The organism is Pseudomonas sp. NPDC087814, assembly GCF_044742865.1.
In the GTDB taxonomy this organism is placed as follows: Bacteria; Pseudomonadota; Gammaproteobacteria; order Pseudomonadales; family Pseudomonadaceae; genus Aquipseudomonas.
In genome coordinates this window covers 215,401-235,565 of the sequence record NZ_JBIUVK010000005.1, presented here as the reverse complement: position 1 = coordinate 235,565, position 20,165 = coordinate 215,401, and the positions used below count along the sequence as shown (strand labels likewise).

Annotated in this window: 23 protein-coding genes; 7 read left to right on the top strand and 16 right to left on the bottom strand. The window is 61.1% G+C overall.

What is annotated here, in order from left to right:
- Positions 1-8: 8 nt before the first annotated feature.
- From ACIOMR_RS07035 to puuE, 5 genes are all read right to left on the bottom strand, one after another.
- Positions 9-1,310 (bottom strand): urate hydroxylase PuuD, encoded by a 1,302-nt coding sequence (locus ACIOMR_RS07035; RefSeq protein WP_401193076.1) that lies wholly within the window; start codon positions 1,308-1,310, stop codon positions 9-11.
- Between the two features lie 50 nt (positions 1,311-1,360).
- The gene (locus ACIOMR_RS07030) at positions 1,361-1,864 is read right to left on the bottom strand and encodes an ureidoglycolate lyase (RefSeq protein WP_003209110.1); all 504 of its coding nucleotides are present in this window, start codon (positions 1,862-1,864) and stop codon (positions 1,361-1,363) included.
- Between the two features lie 137 nt (positions 1,865-2,001).
- Positions 2,002-2,997 (bottom strand): allantoicase, encoded by a 996-nt coding sequence (gene alc / locus ACIOMR_RS07025; protein WP_003209112.1) that lies wholly within the window; start codon positions 2,995-2,997, stop codon positions 2,002-2,004.
- A gap of 80 nt (positions 2,998-3,077) precedes the next feature.
- On the bottom strand, positions 3,078-3,593 hold the full coding sequence (gene uraD / locus ACIOMR_RS07020; RefSeq protein WP_087694786.1) for a 2-oxo-4-hydroxy-4-carboxy-5-ureidoimidazoline decarboxylase: 516 nt from the start codon (positions 3,591-3,593) through the stop codon (positions 3,078-3,080).
- A complete protein-coding gene (gene puuE, locus ACIOMR_RS07015) occupies positions 3,590-4,516 on the bottom strand; it encodes an allantoinase PuuE (RefSeq protein ID WP_008432189.1) in 927 nt (308 codons plus the stop codon). Before puuE ends, uraD begins: the two co-directional genes overlap by 4 nt.
- Positions 4,517-4,978: 462 nt before the next feature.
- Between puuE and uraH the strand changes: the two genes are divergently transcribed.
- Positions 4,979-5,332, top strand: a complete 354-nt coding sequence (gene uraH / locus ACIOMR_RS07010; RefSeq protein WP_003209117.1) for a hydroxyisourate hydrolase — start codon at positions 4,979-4,981, stop codon at positions 5,330-5,332.
- 130 nt (positions 5,333-5,462) lie between these two features.
- Here uraH and ACIOMR_RS07005 read toward each other — a convergent pair whose 3' ends face one another.
- The 3 genes from ACIOMR_RS07005 to ACIOMR_RS06995 all read right to left on the bottom strand — a co-directional run bounded on the left by ACIOMR_RS07005 (position 5,463) and on the right by ACIOMR_RS06995 (position 8,125).
- Positions 5,463-6,089: a LysE family translocator gene (locus ACIOMR_RS07005; protein WP_008432192.1), complete on the bottom strand. Its 627-nt coding sequence runs from the start codon at positions 6,087-6,089 to the stop codon at positions 5,463-5,465.
- 63 nt (positions 6,090-6,152) lie between these two features.
- Complete coding sequence (locus tag ACIOMR_RS07000) at positions 6,153-7,499, bottom strand: NCS2 family permease (protein ID WP_003212843.1); 1,347 nt, start codon at positions 7,497-7,499, stop codon at positions 6,153-6,155.
- Between the two features lie 191 nt (positions 7,500-7,690).
- Complete coding sequence (locus ACIOMR_RS06995) at positions 7,691-8,125, bottom strand: MarR family winged helix-turn-helix transcriptional regulator (RefSeq protein WP_003212841.1); 435 nt, start codon at positions 8,123-8,125, stop codon at positions 7,691-7,693.
- Positions 8,126-8,207: 82 nt separating this feature from the next.
- On the opposite strand from ACIOMR_RS06995, the gene ACIOMR_RS06990 reads away from it, so the two are divergent.
- Both ACIOMR_RS06990 and ACIOMR_RS06985 read left to right on the top strand, forming a co-directional pair.
- Positions 8,208-9,374: a PLP-dependent aminotransferase family protein gene (locus tag ACIOMR_RS06990; RefSeq protein WP_003212839.1), complete on the top strand. Its 1,167-nt coding sequence runs from the start codon at positions 8,208-8,210 to the stop codon at positions 9,372-9,374.
- 10 nt (positions 9,375-9,384) lie between these two features.
- Entirely contained in the window at positions 9,385-9,987 is a 603-nt protein-coding gene (locus ACIOMR_RS06985; RefSeq protein ID WP_008432197.1) for a glutathione S-transferase family protein, read from the top strand.
- 106 nt (positions 9,988-10,093) lie between these two features.
- Here ACIOMR_RS06985 and ACIOMR_RS06980 read toward each other — a convergent pair whose 3' ends face one another.
- Positions 10,094-10,990: a LysR family transcriptional regulator gene (locus tag ACIOMR_RS06980; RefSeq protein ID WP_177051909.1), complete on the bottom strand. Its 897-nt coding sequence runs from the start codon at positions 10,988-10,990 to the stop codon at positions 10,094-10,096.
- Between the two features lie 131 nt (positions 10,991-11,121).
- Here ACIOMR_RS06980 and ACIOMR_RS06975 point away from each other — a divergent pair, with 131 nt between their 5' ends.
- The 3 genes from ACIOMR_RS06975 to ACIOMR_RS06965 are packed head-to-tail and all read left to right on the top strand — an operon-like array spanning position 11,122 to position 14,064.
- A complete protein-coding gene (locus ACIOMR_RS06975) occupies positions 11,122-12,414 on the top strand; it encodes a CitMHS family transporter (RefSeq protein ID WP_003213142.1) in 1,293 nt (430 codons plus the stop codon).
- Position 12,415: 1 nt separating this feature from the next.
- Complete coding sequence (locus ACIOMR_RS06970; RefSeq protein ID WP_401193065.1) at positions 12,416-13,747, top strand: acyclic terpene utilization AtuA family protein; 1,332 nt, start codon at positions 12,416-12,418, stop codon at positions 13,745-13,747.
- On the top strand, positions 13,744-14,064 hold the full coding sequence (locus ACIOMR_RS06965; RefSeq protein WP_087694789.1) for a hypothetical protein: 321 nt from the start codon (positions 13,744-13,746) through the stop codon (positions 14,062-14,064). The genes ACIOMR_RS06970 and ACIOMR_RS06965 overlap by 4 nt, the downstream gene beginning before the upstream one ends.
- Before the next feature lie 107 nt (positions 14,065-14,171).
- Here ACIOMR_RS06965 and ACIOMR_RS06960 read toward each other — a convergent pair whose 3' ends face one another.
- From ACIOMR_RS06960 to ACIOMR_RS06940, 5 genes are all read right to left on the bottom strand, one after another.
- Positions 14,172-14,543, bottom strand: coding sequence for a glutathione S-transferase N-terminal domain-containing protein (locus ACIOMR_RS06960; RefSeq protein ID WP_178903572.1), 372 nt, complete (start codon positions 14,541-14,543; stop codon positions 14,172-14,174).
- 102 nt (positions 14,544-14,645) lie between these two features.
- Positions 14,646-15,191 (bottom strand): GTP cyclohydrolase I FolE, encoded by a 546-nt coding sequence (gene folE / locus ACIOMR_RS06955; RefSeq protein ID WP_003204506.1) that lies wholly within the window; start codon positions 15,189-15,191, stop codon positions 14,646-14,648.
- A 79-nt stretch (positions 15,192-15,270) separates the two neighbouring features.
- Positions 15,271-15,828 (bottom strand): Smr/MutS family protein, encoded by a 558-nt coding sequence (locus ACIOMR_RS06950; RefSeq protein WP_003213135.1) that lies wholly within the window; start codon positions 15,826-15,828, stop codon positions 15,271-15,273.
- A 75-nt stretch (positions 15,829-15,903) separates the two neighbouring features.
- On the bottom strand, positions 15,904-16,224 hold the full coding sequence (locus ACIOMR_RS06945; RefSeq protein WP_003213133.1) for a hypothetical protein: 321 nt from the start codon (positions 16,222-16,224) through the stop codon (positions 15,904-15,906).
- A 130-nt stretch (positions 16,225-16,354) separates the two neighbouring features.
- Positions 16,355-16,945: a cysteine hydrolase family protein gene (locus ACIOMR_RS06940; protein WP_008433198.1), complete on the bottom strand. Its 591-nt coding sequence runs from the start codon at positions 16,943-16,945 to the stop codon at positions 16,355-16,357.
- A 240-nt stretch (positions 16,946-17,185) separates the two neighbouring features.
- On the opposite strand from ACIOMR_RS06940, the gene prmB reads away from it, so the two are divergent.
- Complete coding sequence (gene prmB / locus ACIOMR_RS06935; RefSeq protein ID WP_003213129.1) at positions 17,186-18,094, top strand: 50S ribosomal protein L3 N(5)-glutamine methyltransferase; 909 nt, start codon at positions 17,186-17,188, stop codon at positions 18,092-18,094.
- 147 nt (positions 18,095-18,241) lie between these two features.
- Here prmB and ACIOMR_RS06930 read toward each other — a convergent pair whose 3' ends face one another.
- Positions 18,242-19,045: a hypothetical protein gene (locus tag ACIOMR_RS06930; RefSeq protein ID WP_003213127.1), complete on the bottom strand. Its 804-nt coding sequence runs from the start codon at positions 19,043-19,045 to the stop codon at positions 18,242-18,244.
- Between the two features lie 99 nt (positions 19,046-19,144).
- The gene (locus ACIOMR_RS06925) at positions 19,145-20,107 is read right to left on the bottom strand and encodes an alpha/beta hydrolase (protein WP_003213124.1); all 963 of its coding nucleotides are present in this window, start codon (positions 20,105-20,107) and stop codon (positions 19,145-19,147) included.
- Between the last annotated feature and the right edge of the window lie 58 nt (positions 20,108-20,165).

The window sequence follows — 20,165 nt, the reverse complement described above, 5'->3', positions numbered from 1 at the left end:
TTAATCAGTCAGTTGGTACGCGCCCCCTGAGTGATCCAGGTGCCAATCAAGTCCCGTTCCTGCTGGGTCATCTGGGTGATATTGCCCAGCGGCATGATCTGGCTGGCCACGGCCTGTGCCTGGATGCGCGGGGCCATTTGCTGGATTTGCTGCGGCGTATCAAACATCACCCCGGCCGGTGCGGTGCTGAACAGCGGGCTTGTCGGTTTGGCCGAATGGCACACCGCGCAGCGCTCCTGGATCACCCCGTGGACCTTGTCAAAATCAATCGAGGCCTGGGCCGGTGCTGCTTCGGCAGGTGCCGGTGCAGGTGCCGCTGGAGCAGCCGGTTTAAGCCCGCCACCCAACGCCGTTTCCGGCAGCGGCTGGTACTCGATGGCCGCTGGCGCCTTGGCCACTTCCGGTACAGTCGCCACCGGTTTTGGGCCGGTCACGTAGGCCAGGCAAATCATTGCCAGTGCGCCCACCGGCAAGGTCCAGGCGTATTTCTGGCTGTTGTGACGGGTGTTGAAGTAGTGACGCACCAACACCGCCGCCACCGCGATACCTGCGAGGATCAGCCAGTTGTATTGGCTGCCGTAGGTGCTCGGGAAGTGGTTGCTGATCATGATGAACAGCACCGGCAAGGTGAAGTAGTTGTTGTGCCGCGAACGCAGCAAACCCTTGGCCGGCAGTGCCGGGTCGGGCGTGCGGTTTTCGGCGATGGCCGCCACCAGCGCACGCTGGGCCGGCATGATGATGCGGAACACGTTGCCCACCATGATGGTGCCGATCACGGCGCCCACATGCAGGTACGCACCACGACCGCTGAACACTTTGCTGAAGCCGTACGCGGCGGCAATCAACAGCACGAACAGGATCAGGCCGAGCAGGGCGGGGCGCTTGCCCAGTGCCGAGTCGCAGAGAAAGGAGTAGATGAACCAGCCGGCCAGCAGCGAGCCGAGGCCCAGCAACACACCTTCCGGACCGCTGAGGCTGCTGCCCGGGGCCAGCAGGTACAAGGTCGGGTTGGCGTAGAACACCACGCACAGCAGCGCGATGCCGGACATCCAGGTGAAGTAGGCTTCCCATTTGAACCAGTGCAGGTTGTCCGGCATGGTCGGCGGGGCCAGTTTGTATTTTTCCAGGTGGTAGATACCGCCACCGTGGATCGCCCACAAGTCACCGGCGAGGCCGTCCTTGGGGTTGACGCGGTTGAGGTTGTTTTCCAGCCAGACGAAGTAGAACGAAGCGCCGATCCAGGCGACGCCAGTGATCATGTGAACCCAGCGCACGCTCAGGTTCAGCCATTCCATCAAATGTGCTTCCACAGTCTTTACCTCTCGCCTGTCACTCTGTCGTCGAGTGATCAGACCTTCTCTTATTGGTGGGGGGCGAGGATCAACCGCTCATCCTCTTTGAAAAAATGCTCATCGCAGTTATTGCCTGTGCCACTGCGATCAACCACCAGGAAGTCATCCCGCTTTTCGATCGTCAGCACCGGGTGGTGCCAGACGCCGCGATGGTAATTAATGCCCTGCCTGCCGTTGGTAACGAAGGCGCGGACCAAGCCCGATACAGGTTCATCGCCAAGTGGCGCGACCACGATCAGAAAGGGGTTGCCGAGCAGCGGGATGAAAGCCTGGCTGCCCAGCGGGTGTCGTTCCAGCATGCACACGGTCAGCGGCATGTCCTGCGCGTCGGCGCGGAAGATGCTGATGATCGCGTTATCTTCTGGCGTGGCGGTTTCAACCGTCGCCAGTTTATGAAAGCGCATGGTCGACCCGTTGTTGATCATGAAGTGATCGCTGCCATCGGTTTCGATAACGTCTCCGAAAGGGGCGAAGGCTTCTTTGGTCAGGGGTTCGATCATCAGTGTGCGCATGGCTGTCTTCTTAATCTTGTGTATGGATCGTTCCCACGCTCTGCGTGGGAACGCCGCCCTGGACGCTCTGCGTCCGCTCTTGTGACGCAGAGCGTCACGGTATGCATTCCCACGCAGAGCGTGGGAACGATCGGGTGTTACTTCGAGACCTTACCGAGAACCCGCAGGCGGCTCACACCACCATCCGGGAACACATTCAGACGAATGTGGGTGATCGGGCCCAGCGCCTTGATCTGCTCGGCAAACGTGTGTTCAGCGTGCATTTCCAGTTTCTGCGCCGGCAGCAGTTCGCGCCAGAACAGCGATTGGGTTTCGATCTGGCTGTCGGTGCCGCCCTTCACGAACGCGCCCTGGATCGAGCAAGTGTCCGGGTAGTTGCCCTTGAAGTGCAGGGTGTCGACCACGATCTTCTCGATCTCGCCCGGGTGGCCCAGTGCGACGATCACCCAGTCATTGCCCGGCGTACGACGACGTGCGGTTTCCCAGCCGTCGCCCATGTTGATGCCACGGCCCGGGTTGAGGATGTTGCTCATGCGCCCGAAGTGTTCATCGGAGCAGGCCAGTGCGCGGCCGCCGTTCAATGCAGCAGCCAGGTCCACCTGTTCGTTGTCGCCCACCGCCGACCAGTCGCGGAACGGAATGCCGTACACACGCAGACGGGCCACGCCACCATCCGGGTAGATGTTGAAACGCAGGTGGCTGAAGGCCTGGTCGTTGTTGATCTCGTGGAAGTGATGGCTGTTGCCTTGCAGCTCCACCGCCGACAGCACTTCAACCCATTGGGTGTTGTCATCCGGCTCGCCGGACGCCAGGAAGCAGGCTTCCAGGGACGCCGATGGCGGGAAGTTGCCGGTGAAGAATGAAGTGTCGATGTCCACGCCTTTGATCGAACCCGGTACGCCCAGGCGGATCACGGCGCTGTCGTAGCCTTCGAAGCGCTTGCGGCGCGACTCCCAGCCGTCCATCCACTTGCCGTTGTCATCGAAAACGCCCTCCTTCCACACGGCCGGGGTCGGCTGGAACAGACGGTTGGCGTCGGCGAACCAGTCATCGGTGACAGAGATGATCTTGGTGCCCAGGCGGGCGTCGGCCAGGTTGACGAACTTTTCGAAAGGTACGGGTTGCGCTTTCATTCTTCTTGTCTGCCTTAAAGTAAGTGGCTTGGGATGCTCGCCAGGCCCTGGGCGTTCATGAATCGCTCGGGCCAGGTCTGCTAAAGGGTCAGTAATCGGAACAACGCGATTTTATTGATCTCGGCCAGCGCGCATTTGAACTCGGCTTCCACCGAGTTGTGAATGCGCGTTTCAAACGCGGCAAGGATCTGGTGCCGGTTGCTGCCTTTTACCGCCATGATGAAGGGAAACTTGAACTTGGCCTTGTAGCCATCGTTCAGCTCGGTGAAGCGCGAAAACTCGTCGCTCGAGCATTGGTGAATACCGGCGCCAGCCTGTTCATTAGTGCTGGCTTCGGTCAACTGGCCCTGGACGGCCGCTTTGCCCGCCAGGTCCGGGTGAGCGTTGATCAGGGCCAGTTGGCTTGCGTGATCGGCGCTCAACAGGATGTCGCTCATGCGCTGGTGCAGGGTTTCGATCTCGTCGATCGAAGCGTCCTGGCCCAGGTCGAAGGCCTTTTCGGCCACCCATGGCGAATGTTCGTAGATGTCGGCGAAGGCTGCGACGAATTCGTCGCGGCTCAGGGTCGACGGTTTCAGGGTTTGGAACGCGGTCATTTGGCGGCTCCCTGGAAAGGGTGTACGTCATGCCAGTGACGGGCGATGTCGACGCGGCGGGTGAACCACACCTGATCATGGCCCTTGGCGTATTCGATAAACCGCTTGAGGGCGGCCAGGCGTGCCGGGCGGCCGATCAGGCGGCAGTGCAAGCCGATGGAGAGCATTTTCGGTGCGTCCGCGCCTTCGGCATACAGCACGTCGAAGGCGTCTTTCAGGTATTCGAAAAAGTCGTCGCCCTTGTTGAAACCCTGGACCTGGGTGAAGCGCATGTCATTGGTGTCCAGGGTGTAGGGGATCACCAGGTGCGGCTTGCCGGTCGGGTTGTTGGGTTCCCAGTAGGGCAGGTCGTCGTCATAGGTGTCGCAGTCATAGAGGAAGCCGCCTTCCTCCATCACCAGCCGCCGGGTGTTGGGGCCGGTGCGGCCGGTGTACCAGCCCAGTGGGCGCTCGCCGGTGAGTTCGGTGAGGATGCGGATCGCTTCGAGCATGTGCTCGCGTTCCTGGGCCTCATCCATGTATTGGTAGTCGATCCAGCGGTAGCCGTGGCTGCAGATCTCGTGGCCGGCGGCGACCATCGCGCGGATCACATCCGGGTGGCGCTGGGCGGCCATGGCCACGGCGAAGATGGTCAGCGGGATATCGAATTCCTTGAACAACTTGAGGATGCGCCACACGCCGGCACGGCTGCCGTATTCGTACAGCGACTCCATGCTCATGTTGCGCTCGCCTTGCAGCGGTTGCGCCGAGACCATCTCGGACAGGAAGGCTTCCGACTCTTTGTCGCCGTGCAGGATGTTGCGCTCACCACCTTCTTCGTAGTTGAGTACGAACGACAGGGCGATACGGGCCTTGCCCGGCCAGTGTGGGTGAGGAGGGTTACTGCCGTAACCGATCAGGTCGCGTGGGTAGTCAGCGCTCACTGCAGTCTTCCTTCTTGTTCGTGGTAGCGGTGTGTGTGGCGGCCGGGCAGCGGAAATACTGGGTGGCGTCACAACGATGACTGATTGTATACAACTTAGTGTGCACTTTGTAAGCCTGTATTTCTGCATTTTTTCCGCAGGGTCTTTGCAGAATAGCACTGCAAGAAACCTGCCTGACTGGTCAGCTAAATTGAAAAAAACCTCATTCACTGTAGGAGCGAGCTTGCTCGCGAAAAACCTGAGAGCGCCTCGTTAACCCTGAAGCGCTGCGTTATCGTTAACGATCTTCGCGAGCAAGCTCGCTCCTACAGTATCGGCGTCAGCAACGGAACGCAGGCTTGTTGAATTTATTGTGTACAATTTTTTTGAAAAGTGTCTTAATCAGCCATCGCCGACTTTTTCAGTGACCTGAAAAGGTGCGGTCTTTCACTTTTTACTGACTTCGGGAGGCGCGCAGACGCTATGGGACGTTTGACCACACACGTATTGGACGCCGCGCATGGCTGCCCTGGCAGCGCAATCAAGGTTGAGTTGTACCGTGTCGAGGGCGCACAGCTTGAGCTGGTCGCCAGCACCCTGACCAACAGCGACGGCCGCTGCGATGCACCCCTGCTGCAAGGCGATGACTACCGCAGCGGTGTCTATCAGTTGCAGTTCAGCGCCGGTGATTACTACCGCGCCCGCGGTGTGCAACTGCCCGAACCTGCATTTCTCGATGTGGTGGTGCTGCGCTTCGGCATCAGCGCCGAACAGGATCACTACCACGTGCCTTTGCTGATTTCGCCTTACAGCTACTCCACCTATCGCGGTAGCTGAGTTGTCACCGCGCTTCACACCCCCAAAGCTCTTCGTTGGTTTTTCGCCCGCTCACACTGCGGGCTTTTTTTCGCCTGCTGATTGCACCATAAAGGCGGCCCCGATCGTCAGTGCGATCGGGGCTGGATCTTCAGCGGCTCAATAGCGATGCAGCGCCGGCGCCTGTGAACAAGCCCGCGCTGATCCGGTTGAACCAGCTCTGGCCCCTGCCGCTGCGCAGGTAGCGCGCGGCGCCATGGGCGCCGAGGCCGTAGGCCAGTTTGCACAGCAGGTCGAGCACGGTCCAGGTGGCGATCATGATCAGCAACTGCGGCAAAAAGGCCTGCTGGGCACTGAGGAATTGCGGCAGGAAGGCGGCGAAAAACAGGATGTCCTTCGGGTTGCTGGCGCCCAGCACAAAGGCCCGGCCAAACAGCGCACGAAAACGCGGGGTGGCGGCCACTTGCGGTACGTCGGCGACGTGGGCCGGTTGCCGGGATTGCTGCCAGCTCTGCCAGGCGAGGTAGAACAGGTACAGCGCGCCGACGATCTTCAGGGCGCTGAACAGCTGTTCCGATGCCAGCAACAACGCACCCAAACCCAGCGCCGAGGCGCTCAGCAGGCAGATCGAAGCAATCACCCCGCCGAGAAAGGCCGGGTACGAACGGCGCAGGCCGTAGTTCAGGCTGTTGCTGATCATCAGCAAGGACAGGGGGCCGGGGATCAGGATCACCACCAGCGCAGCGCCGCTGAACAGCAGCCAGGTTTCCAGACTCATTGCATTCCTCCATTCGTACAAAAGCCCCACCCGACGGGGTGAGGCAGGGTCAAGCGGGTTGGCCTACAGGAACGCGAACTTGGCGATGAAGATCGCGCAAAGCACCCACAGGCTGATGGAAATTTCCTTGTGTTTACCCGTGCCGGCCTTCAGCGCCACGTAGGTGATGAAACCCAGGGCGATGCCGTCGGCCACCGAGAAGGTCAGGGGCATCATGATGGCCGTGACGATCGCCGGAATGCTGTCGGTGGCGTCGTCCCAATTGATATGGGCCATGCCGCTCATCATCAGCATCGCCACATAAATCAACGCGCCGGCGGTGGCATAGGCCGGAATCATGCCAGCCAGCGGGGCAAAAAACATCGCTGCGATAAACAACACGCCAACCGTAACCGCCGTCAGCCCGGTGCGGCCACCAGCGGCAACCCCGGCGGCGCTTTCCACGTAACTGGTGACTGGCGGCACGCCGACCATGGCGCCGAACACGCTGGAGGCGCTGTCGGCTTTCAGGGCGCGGGAGAGGTTTTCGATCTTGCCGTCGGCATTCACCAGGCCTGCGCGCTGGGCCACGCCCATCAGGGTGCCGGCGGTGTCGAACATGTGCACAAACAGGAAGGCGAACACCACGCTGATCATGCTGACGTTGAACACGCCCATCACGTCCATGGCCATCCAGGTCGGCGCCAGGCTTGGCGGGGTGGCCAGGATGCCGTGGTACTCCACCAGGCCCAGGCCCCAACCGGCGAGGGTCACGGCGATGATGCTGATCAGGATCGCGCCGAATACCCGGTGGTAGCTGAGGATCGCAATCAACAGGAAGCAGATGGCCGCCAGCAATGGGGCGGGTTCATGCAGGGAGCCGAGCTTGATCAGGGTGGCCGGGCTTTGCACGATGATGCCGGCGGTTTTCAGGCCGATCACCCCGAGAAACAATCCGACGCCGGCGCCCATGGCATGGCGCAGGCTCACCGGAATGCTGTTGAGCAGCCACTCGCGAATGCGTGAGAGCGTCAGGATCATGAACAACACACCGGAGATAAACACCGCACCCAGTGCCGTCTCCCAGTTGTAGCCCATGGTCCCGACCACGGTGTAGGTGAAAAACGCGTTCAGGCCCATGCCCGGCGCCAGGCCTACTGGCCAGTTGGCGTACAGGCCCATCAGCAGGCAACCCAGCGCGGCGGCGATGCAGGTGGCGACAAACGCCGCGCCGTGATCGATGCCGGCGTCGGCCATGATGTTGGGGTTGACGAAGATGATGTAGGCCATGGTGATAAAGGTCGTGAGGCCAGCGATCAGCTCGGTCTTCACTGTGGTGCCATGCAAGCGGAGTTTGAACAGGCGTTCCAGCCAACCGTTGTGGGTTGGCGAGAGGTCGAGCGTAGGGGCTTCGGATTTGCGGCTTTCCACAGCAAGTACTCCTCAAGAGTTTTATTGTTATTTCCAGCGCCGGACACATGAGTGGGCAGCAGCGCTTTGAGGTACCAGCGGGTTTTGTTGACCAATAGGTCAGGAACTCGCACGAAGCGAATTATGCTTTTGTATACAAATAAAGCAAATAATGTTTTCTATTTTGTGTGCGAAAGGGGATGAAAGGCAATTCAGGATTGGCCACTGAGTGCCTTGTTTACCGCCAGCCAGCCTTCTACCGCCGTCTCGCCTGCCTCGGCAAACGCCCTTTGCAGCAGCTTTACCTGTTCGCGCCGCAGCGATTGTTCGAAACGCCGGCCTTCCTCGGTCAACTCCAGCAGGCGCTTACGCTTGTCGGTCTCGGACGCCACGCTGTCCACCAGGTGCATTTCCTGCAGTTGGCGCAACGGCATGTTCAGCGCCTGTTTGCTCACGCCGAGCAGTTCCAGCAGCTCCTTGACGCTCAAGGCCGGGTAGCGCGCGATAAAAAACACGATGCGTTGATGCACCCGGCTCAAGCCGCGGCGCTCCAGCATTTCGTCAGCCTTGGCGGTGAACGCCTGGTAGCCGAAGAAGAAGGCTTCCATGGCGGTTTGCTGGCTGGTCTGGTTTTTAAGGTCAAGCATATTGACGTATCCGCCCAAGTCGTCGTAATTTCGGTCAAGCAGTTTGACGTATTTTCCCCAGGCTTTGCTACCGGTGACCCTTATGGCCTTCTCAGAACGTGTTTCGCGTCTTAAAAGCTCCCTGATCCGTGAAATCCTAGCGGCGGCGCAAAAGCCGCAGGTGATGTCCTTCGCCGGTGGCCTGCCGGCCGAAGTAATGCTGCCCACGCTGGATTGGGAAGGCATGCCGCTGAATATCGGCCAATACGGCATGAGCGAAGGCGAGCCACAGTTGCGTGAATTGCTGGCGGCCGAGGCGCGGGTGCTGGGTATTGCCTGCGATGCGCGCCAGGTCATGGTGGTCAGCGGCTCCCAGCAAACCCTGGACCTGGCGGCCAAACTGTACATCGACAAGGGCACCAAAATCCTCCTGGAAGGCCCGACTTACCTTGCGGCATTGCAGATTTTCCAATTGTTCGGCGCCGATTGCCTGACCGTACAGCTTGAGGCGGACGGTCCGGACCTCAGAGCCTTGCGCAGCAGCCTTGAGCAGCATCGCCCGTCCTTCGTCTACCTGATCCCGACGTTCCAGAACCCTTCGGCGGTGCGCTACAGCGATGCCAAGCGCGAGGCCGTCGCCGCGTTGCTGGACGAGTTTGGCGTAACCCTGATCGAAGACGAACCCTACCGCGAACTGACCTTCGACGGCGGCAGCGCGCAACCCATCGTCAGCCGGCTGAAAAAGGCCAGCTGGATCTACACCGGCACCGTATCCAAGACCTTGTTGCCCGGCCTGCGGGTCGGCTACCTGATCGCCAGTCCGGACCTGTTCCCGCACCTGCTCAAACTCAAGCAGTCAGCCGACCTGCATACCAACCGCGTTGGCCAGTGGCAGGCGATGCAATGGATCGGCACCGAGAAATACCAGCATCACCTGGTAGAGTTGCGCAGCTTTTACCGGGGCCGGCGCGACGCTTTCCAGGCTGCACTGGCGCGGCATTTCAGCGACCTGGCCGACTGGCAAATACCCCAGGGCGGATTATTCTTCTGGCTGACCTTGAAACAGCCGCTCGATACCCGCACCTTGTTGGCACCTGCGCTCGACCAGGACATCGCGTTCATGCCCGGTGAACCGTTCTTTTCCGAGCCGGACAATCATCACGGTCACCTGCGGCTCAATTTCAGCCATATCGACCCGGCGCGCTTGGATGAAGGTCTCAAGCGTCTCGCTGCGGTGGTCCGTCAAGCACAGCACGCGCAAGCGGCATAGGGGAGCCTCCATGTACAAGGTCTACGGCGATTACAAATCGGGCAACTGCTACAAAGTCAAACTCATGCTCAGCCTGTTGGGCATCGACTATGAGTGGATCGATGTCGACATCCTGAAGGGCGACACCCAGACCGCGGAGTTCCTGGCCAAGAACCCCAACGGCAAGATCCCGGTGCTGGAACTGGAAGACGGCACCTGCCTGTGGGAGTCCAATGCGATTCTCAACTTCCTGGCCGATGGCAGCGAGTTCCTGCCCAGCGAACCGCGCCTGCGCACCCAGGTTCTGCAGTGGCAGTTTTTCGAGCAGTACAGCCACGAGCCGTACATCGCGGTGGCGCGGTTTATCCAGTTTTACCTGGGGCTGCCGGAAGATCGCCTGGAGGAATATAAGAAGCTGCACAAGGGCGGTTATAAAGCCCTGAAGGTGATGGAGCGCCAGTTGCAGTTGACGCCGTATCTGGTGGGCGACCAATTCTCGATTGCCGACGTGGCGCTGTATGCCTACACCCATGTGGCGGATGAAGGTGGTTTTGACCTGAGCGCCTATCCAGGCGTGCAGGCGTGGTTGAAGCGCGTGGCCAGCCATCCCAAGCATGTGCCGATGCTGGGCTGACAATCCGGTCAAAAATGTGGGAGCGGGCTTGCTCGCGAAGGCGGTGTACCAGTCAGCACATGTATTGGCTGACCCACCGCCTTCGCGAGCAAGCCCGCTCCCACATTTAGTTTTGCGGTGCGCCAGGTAATTCTTCACTGAGCAACTCAAAACAGCGCTGCGCCGCTGGGCTCAACGGCTGTCCACTGCGACTGATCAACCCGATCTCCCGGTTCACCCCCGGATGATCAATGGTAATCCGCTTCAACCCCTCCAGACTGTCCGCCGCCGATTCCGGCAACACACTGATCCCCAAGCCCTGCCGCACCAACGCCAACACGGTCGACATGTAGTTGGCCTCCATCCCCGCGAGCATCGTCAGGCGTGTGTCATCGAACAACGCGTCCACCTGTTCCCGTACGCTGCTGTCGCGGCCGGTGAGGATGATCGGCTGGTCGGCCAGTTGCTCCAGGCTCAACTTTGCAAAACGAGTCAGCGGATGATCCAGCGGCACGAACGCACATAACCGATCATTCAGCACCGGCACAAACGCCAACCCGTGGCTCAGCCGCGCCCGCACACCAATACCGAAATCCACCTCGCCCGAACGCACTTGCGCATGAATGCGGTGAGCAACCAGGTCATGCAAGCGGACCTCGATCCCGGCAAAACGCTCGCGAAACAGGCGCAGGGCGGGAGGCAACGCGCCGGCGCACACGGAGGGCAGGGCGGCGATGGTCACCACGCCTCGTCGTAGCGCTGCCAGGTCACGGGAGCCGGTGACGATGTTGTCCAGGTCCAGCAACAGCTTCTCCATCGGCCCGCGTGCATCCAGGCCGGCGGCGGTGATGCTGACGTGGCGCGGGCTGCGGTCGAGCAGGGCAACCCCTAGCCACTCTTCCAGTTGCTGCACCTGCACGGTCAGCGCCGAGGGCGACAAATGCAGTTCGTTGGCGGCCTTGGTAAAGCTGCCCGTGCGGGCAACGGCGAGAAACGCCTGGATATGCTGGATCGAATTTTTCATTTTTATTTTGCTCGAGCGTTTTGTTTTTTCGAATGTGGAGTGCCGAATATTCCAATTTACAAAGCCTAACGCGATTCCAATACTCCAGGGAAAACAATAACCGGCCGAAAACGCCGTTCTGGAGCTACCCCATGCTCGCTACCCTGGGTGTCATCACCATCCTGTGCCTGCTCACTGCCGTCATGAGCAAACGCCTGTCGCCACTGGTGGCCCTGATCGCCTTGCCGATCATCGCCGCGCTGCTGGGCGGTTTCGGCCTGCAAACCAGCGCCTTCATCATCACCGGCATCAAGAACGTCGCCCCCGTGGTGGGGATGTTTGTGTTCGCGATCCTGTTCTTCGGGATCATGACCGATGCCGGCATGCTGGATCCAATCATTGATCGCATCCTGCGCACGGTAGGGACGCGTCCTACAAGGATTGTCGTCGGTACCGCGACCCTGGCCCTGCTGGTGCACCTCGACGGCTCCGGCGCGGTGACCTTCCTGGTGACGGTGCCGGCGATGCTGCCGCTGTACACGCGGCTGGGAATTGATAAACGCATCCTCGCGTGTGTGGCGGCGATGGCGGCCGGGGTCAACTTCCTGCCGTGGACCGGCCCGGTACTGCGTTCCTCGGCTGCGCTGCACGTGCCGGTGGCGGACTTGTTCCAGCCGCTGATCCCGGTGCAGATCGTTGGCCTGGTCTTTGTATTCGCCTGCGCCTGGTGGCTGGGCCACCGGGAAGAAAAACGCCTGGGCCTGGGCGCTGGTTCCAGCGTGGACGCCGTGCCGCAACGGGTGCTCAGCGACGATGACATTGCCCTGCGTCGCCCGCGGCTGTTCTGGGTCAACCTGGTCCTGACGGTACTGGTGATGGTGGTGATGATCGCCGGTTGGGTCGACCCGGTGGTGATGTTCATGCTCGGCACCGTGGTGGCGCTGTGCATCAACTACCCGAACGTCGACGCCCAGCGCGCGCGGATCGACGCCCACGCAAAAACCGCCCTGACCATGGCCAGCATCCTGCTCGCCGCCGGTGTGTTCACCGGCATCATGCAAGGCACCGGCATGCTCAAGGCCATCGCCGAAGTGGCGGTGGCGCAGATTCCGGCGGGCCACGGCAAGTTGATCCCGGCGGTGGTGGGCTTCCTGTCGATGCCGTTGAGCATGCTGTTTGACCCCGACTCCTACTACTTCGGCGTGATGCCGGTGATCGCCGAAGTCGGCAAGGCCTTGGGCGTCGACCCGCTGCAAGTGGCCCAGGCCTCGTTGCTGGGCGTGCACACCACCGGCTTTCCGGTCAGCCCGTTGACGCCTGCGACCTTCCTGTTGGTGGGCCTGTGCAAGATCGAATTGGCCGATCACCAGCGCTTCACCATCCCCTTTCTGTTTGCCGCGTCGGTGTTGATGACCCTGACGGCTTTGCTCCTGGGAGTGATTTGAAATGAAAACCTTGCGCATCGGTTCCGGTGCCGGCTACTCCGGCGACCGTATCGAACCTGCGGTGGAATTGGCCGAACAGGGCGACCTGGATTACCTGGTCTTCGAATGCCTGGCCGAACGCACCATCGCCCTGGCGCAACAGGCGCGGATCAGCGATCCACAAGGCGGTTACGACCCGCTGTTGAGTGAGCGCATGCGCCGCGTGCTGCCCTTTGTCGGCCGGCCCGAAGGGCGCCGACGCCTGCGGGTAATCACCAATATGGGCGCGGCCAATCCGGTGGCGGCGGCGGTTGAAGTGCGGCGGATTGCCAGTGAACTGGAGCTTAACCTCAAGGTGCTGGCGGTGGTTGGCGACGACGTGCTTGAGACCTTGCGTGCCCAGCCGGAGCAGTTGCTCGACAACGGCCAGACCCTTGGCTCGTTGGGCGAGCGGTTGATTTCCGCGAACGCCTATTTGGGCGCCGACGGCATTATCGACGCCTTGCGCGCCGAGGCCGACGTGGTGATCACCGGCCGGGTGGCAGACCCTTCGTTGTTCCTGGCGCCGCAGATGTTCGAATTCGGCTGGGCTGCGGATGATTGGCAACGGCTGGGGCGCGGCACGCTGGTGGGGCATTTACTGGAATGTGCGGGGCAGGTCAGCGGTGGCTACTTTGCCGATCCGGGTTTCAAGGACGTGGACGATCTGGCACGCCTGGGCTTTCCACTGGCCGAGATTGACCCAGACGGCGAGGCCTTGATCACCAAGGTCGCAGGTTCCGGTGGGCGGGTCAGCCGTGCCACGTGCACCGAACAATTGATCTACGAAGTGCACGACCCGGCAGCCTACCTCACACCGGACGTGTGCGCGGATTTTTCCCAGGTGGCGTTTACCGAAGAAGCCGTGGACCGGGTGCGTGCCCACGGCGCGAGCGGACGGCCACGTCCCGAAGCGTTGAAAGTCAGCGTCGGTTATCTGGACGGCTGGATCGGTGAGGGGCAGATTTCCTACGGTGGCCCGGGCGCGGTCGCTCGTGCGCAACTGGCTCGCGATGTGGTCCTGAAACGCTTGGAGTTGACCGGTGTGCGCATGCAGGACGTGCGTGCCGAATTGATCGGCGTCGACTCCCTGCACGGCCCGCGCAGCACGGTTGAACCGTGGGAAGTGCGCCTGCGCATCGCCGCCCGCTGCGCAGAACGCAGCGAGGCGGTGCGTGTCGGCAATGAAGTGGAAACCCTCTACACCAACGGTCCGTCCGGCGGCGGTGGCGCCAGCAAGAGCCTGCGCCAGGTGGTGGCGGTGGCATCGTTGCTGCTGCCTCGTCACGCGGTCAACCCGAGGATCGAAGCATGAAGCTGCACACCCTGGCCCACTCCCGAACGGGAGACAAGGGCGACACCTCGAACATCTCGATCATCGCGTATCGGGCCGAGGACTATCCGCTGCTCTGCGAGCAACTCACGGCTGAGGTGGTAGCGGCGTTTTTTGCGCCGTTGCTGGAGGCGGGTGCCGCACCGGTGCGGCGTTATGAACTGCCCAATGTGCAGGCACTGAACTTCGTGTTGCCGGGGATCCTGCGGGGCGGGGTGACGCGGTCGCTGGCGCTGGACGCCCATGGCAAGTGCCTGGGCTCAGCATTGCTGGATCTTGAATTGGCAATACCAAACTAATGTGGGAGCGGGCTTGCTCGCGAAGGCGGAGTATCAGCCACTACGTCTGTGGCTGATACTCCGCCTTCGCGAGCAAGCCCGCTCCCACACTGGATCCTCGCTGTTTGTCAGACAGCCGCAAACCGATTGTCGAGGTAATCGATGATCACCTTGGAGTCGTACATCCAGGTGGTCTGGCCGTTCTCTTCGATGCGCAGGCATGGCACCTTGATCTTGCCGCCTTGCTCCAGCAAGGTCTGGCGATCCTGCACGTTGTTCTTCGCATCCTTCAAGGCCACCGGCACGTTCAGGCGGTGCAGGGTGCGGCGGGTCTTCACGCAGAACGGGCAGGCGTGGAATTGATACAGGGTCAGGTCCTTGGCCGCTGCGTTCACCTGCGCCTGTTGTTCGGCAGGGCGCTGCTTTTTGCGCGGACGGGTCAGGAAGTCGCCGGCGATGATGACGTGGCCGAGGCCCACTCGAAGTGCTTTGACGAACATGGCTGAAACCTCTTGCCCTAGACTTAAGGGGGCGCAGCTTACCTGATTTTTCACAGGCGAAAAAAAACCGGCGATGAACGCCGGTTTTCCAGGTGCCGCGGATTACTTGATCAGGCTGAGAAACTCGCTGCGGGTCGCCGCGTTTTCGCGGAACTCACCCAGCATCACCGACGTGATCATCGACGAATTCTGCTTCTCCACACCGCGCATCATCATGCACATGTGCTTGGCCTCGATCACCACTGCAACGCCCAGGGCGCCGGTGACCTGCTGGACCGCATCGGCGATCTGGCGGCTGAGGTTTTCCTGGATCTGCAGGCGGCGGGCATACATATCGACGATACGCGCGACCTTCGACAGGCCCAGCACTTTGCCGCTCGGGATATACGCGACGTGAGCCTTGCCGATGAACGGCAGCAGGTGGTGTTCGCACAGCGAGTACAACTCGATGTCCTTGACCAGCACCATTTCGCTGTTGTCAGAGCTGAACAAGGCACCGTTGGTGACTTCTTCGAGGGTCTGTTCATAACCGCGGCAGAGATACTGCATGGCCTTGGCGGCACGTTTTGGCGTGTCGAGCAGGCCCTCGCGGGAAACGTCCTCGCCGAGCTGGCCGAGGATCGCGGTGTAATTCTGTTCCAGGGACATGAAACTACCTAGTGGGATTTTCGCAAAGGGCAAGGGTACGGCGGCCAACACATCGCTGCAAGCCTGACGATGGCACTTGTTACTCGTCGCGGCCTTCCATCATGGTGCGCTTGAGCATCACATACACCGCGCCAGCGCCGCCGTGACGTGGCTGGCATGAGGTAAAACCCAGCACCTGGGAGTGCTGGCGCAACCAGGTGTTGACGTGGCTTTTGATCATCGGCCGCTTGCCGTCCAGGCGCACGGCCTTGCCGTGGGTGACGCGCACGCAGCGGATTTCGAATTTGGTGGCTTCGGCGAGGAACGCCCAGAGGGTTTCGCGGGCTTTTTCGACGGTCATGCCGTGCAGGTCGAGACTGCCCTCGAACGGGATCTGGCCGACCTTGAGCTTGCGCATCTGGCTTTCCTGCACGCCGTCGCGGGCCCACATCAACTCGTCTTCGGGACCTACATCGATAACGAATTGATCCGACAGGCCGTCCACGGTGGTGGCGTCCGTGCGCACGGTCGCGGCCTGGCGCAGCTTGGCGATCTGGGCGCGATCGGTCTTGGGTTTGCCGGTGTCGGCGCGATCATGCTTGATCGGCTTGACGCCGCGCAGCTCGTTCTTGAATAGGGAAAAATCGTCGTCTTGCATGTCAGCCTCCGCGAAGGGCGGGCAGTTTACCTAATCGCGGCGGCTTGATGCGCAACAAACGCTATCTGTACGCCATCAGTCGTGCTTTTTCATCAGGTGCGAAGCGATGTTCAGTGACAGCGGTTGGCGCATGCGCCGACGGCAACGGCGCCACAGCCATACGCCGAACCACAGCACCAGCAGGCCGATGACCAAGAGTATTGCAGAACCGCCAGGGCTGGCATTCAGCTCGCCCAGGGCCGGTGAGTGTCCAACCAAACCAGCGCCGCCAGCAATTGCCAGTAGTACGCCACCTATCGCCAACAGCGCGGCAAAGCCGGCGCCGATGCGCAGACGCCAGTTGCTCGGGCCCTTGGGGCGCAAGCGACGAGCATCAAAACCATCGGATATCTTCATTCCGACCTTTCCTCCAGGGTATCGGCCCTTCGACCGGAAGATACACAGGTTGTTCCGGGTACAGAGGCAATTGCAGCAAATGACAGGTATTTGCGGATGAGCGGGCGGCTACCCGCTCATCGAAGGTCGATCAGATCAGATCTTTGGTCAAGGCGAGGGTGGCGAAGTTGTCAGCCATGATGGCCATTTCAGTCTGCTGCACGTGGTCGGCGCTGAGGATGCCGCCCTTGTAAGGCAGGTCGCGGGTGGCGCAGGCGTCTTCCACCAGGGTGCAGCGAAAGCCCAGGTTTTTTGCCGCACGCACCGTGGTGCTGACGCTGGAGTGGCTCATGAAACCGCAGACGATCAGGTCCAGGGAACCGAGGTCTTGCAGGTGTTTCTCCAGGCCGGTGCCGTGGAAGGCGCTGGGCAGCAGCTTGCCGATGATGGTTTCGTCGGCCTGTGGCTCAAGGCCAGGAATGAACTCACCGCGCTCGCCCTGAGGGTCAAACAACCCGCCGACAGTGCCCAGGTGGCGCACATGCACGATCGGGCGCCCGGCGTTGCGCGCGGCAGCCGCCAGTTGCTTGATATTTTCGACAGCAGCGTCCATGCCCGAGAGGGCGAGGGGACCACTGAGGTATTCCTTCTGGGCGTCGATGATCACGAGGGTCGCATGGTTCAGGTTCGCCGCTGCGTAACCACGACCGCTGAGTTGAAACATCGTCTTTGGAACGGACATTCTGGGGCTCCTGTGAGTGGGGCTTTTGTGACATTGTCCTCTGGCTGAGCGCTTCTGTGAATCGCTACCATCGTAAGGTACGCCGTTGTTGGCGTGCAGCGATGTCAATAGGGCACTACGTTTAGGCAAAAACCACGTTTAAGATGAAATCCGACGTGCGGCAAAGGGTTTTTTCGTACATCGTCGGTACAGCTTAAGACTGTTAGAATCGCCGGTCGTTTTTTCCAGGAGCTTGCCCCCGTGATCACTTCCCGCCTGCGCACCTTGCGCGACCACATCCGATGGGCCGTCAGCCGTTTCCATGGGGAAGACCTGTTTTTTGGCCATGGCACCGACAACGCCTGGGACGAAGCCCGGCAACTGGTGCTCGGCGCCTTGCACCTGCCATGGGAAATTGCCGACAGTTACCTGGATTGCAACCTGGAAGAAGAGGAAATCTCCCACGTGCAACGGTTGCTGCACCGCCGTATCCACGAGCGTGTGCCGACCGCTTACCTGTTGAAGGAAGCCTGGTTCTGCGGCATGTCGTTTATCGTTGATGAGCGTGTATTGATTCCCCGCTCACCGATTGGCGAACTGATCGAAAACCGCTTCGAACCGTGGCTGGGCACACCGCCGGCACGCATTCTGGACCTGTGCACCGGTTCCGGTTGCATCGGTATTGCCTGCGCCTACGAGTTCCAGGACGCCGAAGTGGTACTGGGCGACCTGTCCTTCGAAGCGCTGGAGGTGGCCAACCAGAACATCGAGCGCCATGGCGTCGATGAGCGCGTGTATACCGTTCAGGGCGACGGCTTTGATGGTTTGCCGGGCCAGCGTTTTGACCTGATCGTGTCCAACCCGCCGTATGTCGACGCCGAAGACTTTGCCGACATGCCGGATGAATACCAGCACGAGCCGGAGCTGGGCCTGGCCTGTGGTGACGACGGCTTGAACCTGGTTCGGCGGATGCTGGCCGAGGCGGCAGATCACTTGACTGAGAAGGGCTTGCTGATTGTCGAAGTGGGCAACAGCCAGGTTCACGTCGAGGCGTTGTACCCCGAAGTGGACTTCGCCTGGCTGGAGTTCCAGCGCGGCGGGCATGGCGTGTTCATGTTGACGGCCGAGCAATGCCGGGCGCATCAGGCGGTGTTCGCCGCCAGGGTTTAACCGCTTCCAAGTGGGTAACGCGGTCAGTGTGGGAGCGGGCTTGCTCGCGAATGCGGTGGCTCAGTCAAGATATCCGGTGACTGACACACCGCATTCGCGAGCAAGCCCGCTCCCACATTTTGATCCGGTTTCAATTGATAAACCGGATTACCGATGTGTCGCAATCCAGATCAACAACCCCGCCTGAAACACGGTAAACGCCACCAGGCACGTAATCGTGAAGCGCAACCCGCTGTCTTCGCGCTTGAACTTGGTGACTTTTTCCTCTTCCTTGCGCAGTTTCACTTCCTGTTCCGCCAGGTTCTGCTCGGCCTGTTGCAGCATCTGCGCCGCTTCCAGAATCTCCACGAACTGCAGCTTTTCGGTGTTCCAGCTGTCCAGCACATCGCTGACCTTGCCCGGCTGCACGTTGCCCTTCAAATGCTGGACATCGGCGTACGCCACATCAAAGCCCTGGATACGCAGGAAGTGATCCCGGCGCAGGCGCGTGGCTTCGTTGAGGGCGTCCTTGTTGGCCAGGTCGACGCCGTCGACGCGGTAGTGCGACCACTTCTTTTTCGCCCAGGCGGCGCCCTGGGCTACCAGGAAACGGCCGATGCCGCGGTTAGCCGGCTCGATCTCCAGGCTGTTGCCCGGGCCAAAGTGCACCCGATGGGTCGCGTGATCGACCCAGATATCCAAATGGTTCTGTTCCCGGCGCACCCGCTGGCCCGGCAACTGAATGACCATGCGCAGCAGGCTGTGGTCCTTGTTGTTGCGTTCGGCCCAGCCAAACTGCACAAAGCGCAGGGGCCGCACGCCCGTGGCACGGTCGGTGGCCAAAGGGGCCAGGCGCAGCATCTTGAAATGTTCGGCCTGCACCTCCGCCCACGGTAACGCCGCCGATGCGGCGGCCTCGGTGTCAGCCGTGGTGTCGGCGGTAGGTTCGGGTGTTGCTTCGGTGTTCGTCATTCGGCGCGATCCTGTCCAAGCTCTGCGGGCCGACAGGCTTTTTGCTGTCGACCCATGGCTTATCGGCCGTTTTGCTCAGGACTGGAGGGCAATACTCGCTTAACTGGCGCGAAGTCCGTCGATAAAGCGAACCAGGCGAGTGCCCAGTTCAGCCGCCAGCGGCAACTGCGGGTCGTTATAGGACTCCAGTTGCTGCTTCACGTTGTTGGGCACGATGCGCATCACGTGGTTCATGCCTTCGATCACCGTCAGCTCGGCGTCGGGCTTGGCCTTCTGCAATTGTTGCGCATCGGCCACGCCGACCTGCAGGTCATTGGTGCCCTGGACGATCAGCGCCGGCATGGTCAATTTGGCAAAGGCCGCCGAAGGGTCGGCGCGGAACAGGCTGATCAGATAGGGCTGCACGCTGGGGCGGAAAATGCCCTCAAGGGGGGTGGGCACATCGGCGTCCACCTGGCCGGCCTTGAGGTGATCGAGAATCTGGTTGCTGCGCAGTAACAGCGCTGGAGGCATATGGTCGGCCAGTTGCTGGCGGATCACCTGGTCTACCGGGCGCGCGCTGCCCGACAGTGAAATCACCCCGGCCGGGTTGAGCTGCGGGGCGGCGAGGGCGGCCACCAGTGCACCTTCGCTGTGGCCCAGCACAATCAGCGGGCCCATGCGTGGGTCGGCCTTGAGCAACTTGCCCCAGGCCACGGCGTCGGACACGTAGGCATCCAGAGTCAGGTTGCGTTCATCGGGGGTGGCGGCAAGGCTGGCGGCCACGCCGCGCTTGTCGTAGCGCACGCTGGCGATGTTGTGCCTGGCCAGCACCCAGGCCAGGCGCTTGAGGCTGTCGTTGCGTGCGCCGTCGGCGCTGTTGCCGTTGCGGTCGGTGGGCCCGGAGCCGGCGATGATCAGCACCACCGGCACCGGCTTGTCGGATTTGGGCAACAACAGCGAACCAAACAGCTCGCCACTGCCGGTGTCCAGGCTGATGGGCCGTTGCAGCACGACAGGGGAGGCGGCGAAGCCAAGGCTGGAAAACAGAGTGAGGGTCAAAAGCAGAACTCGCAGCATCATCGCGCAATCATGACGAAGGTGCCGCTTGGACCAACGTCTACCGGTAAGGATTCTAGTA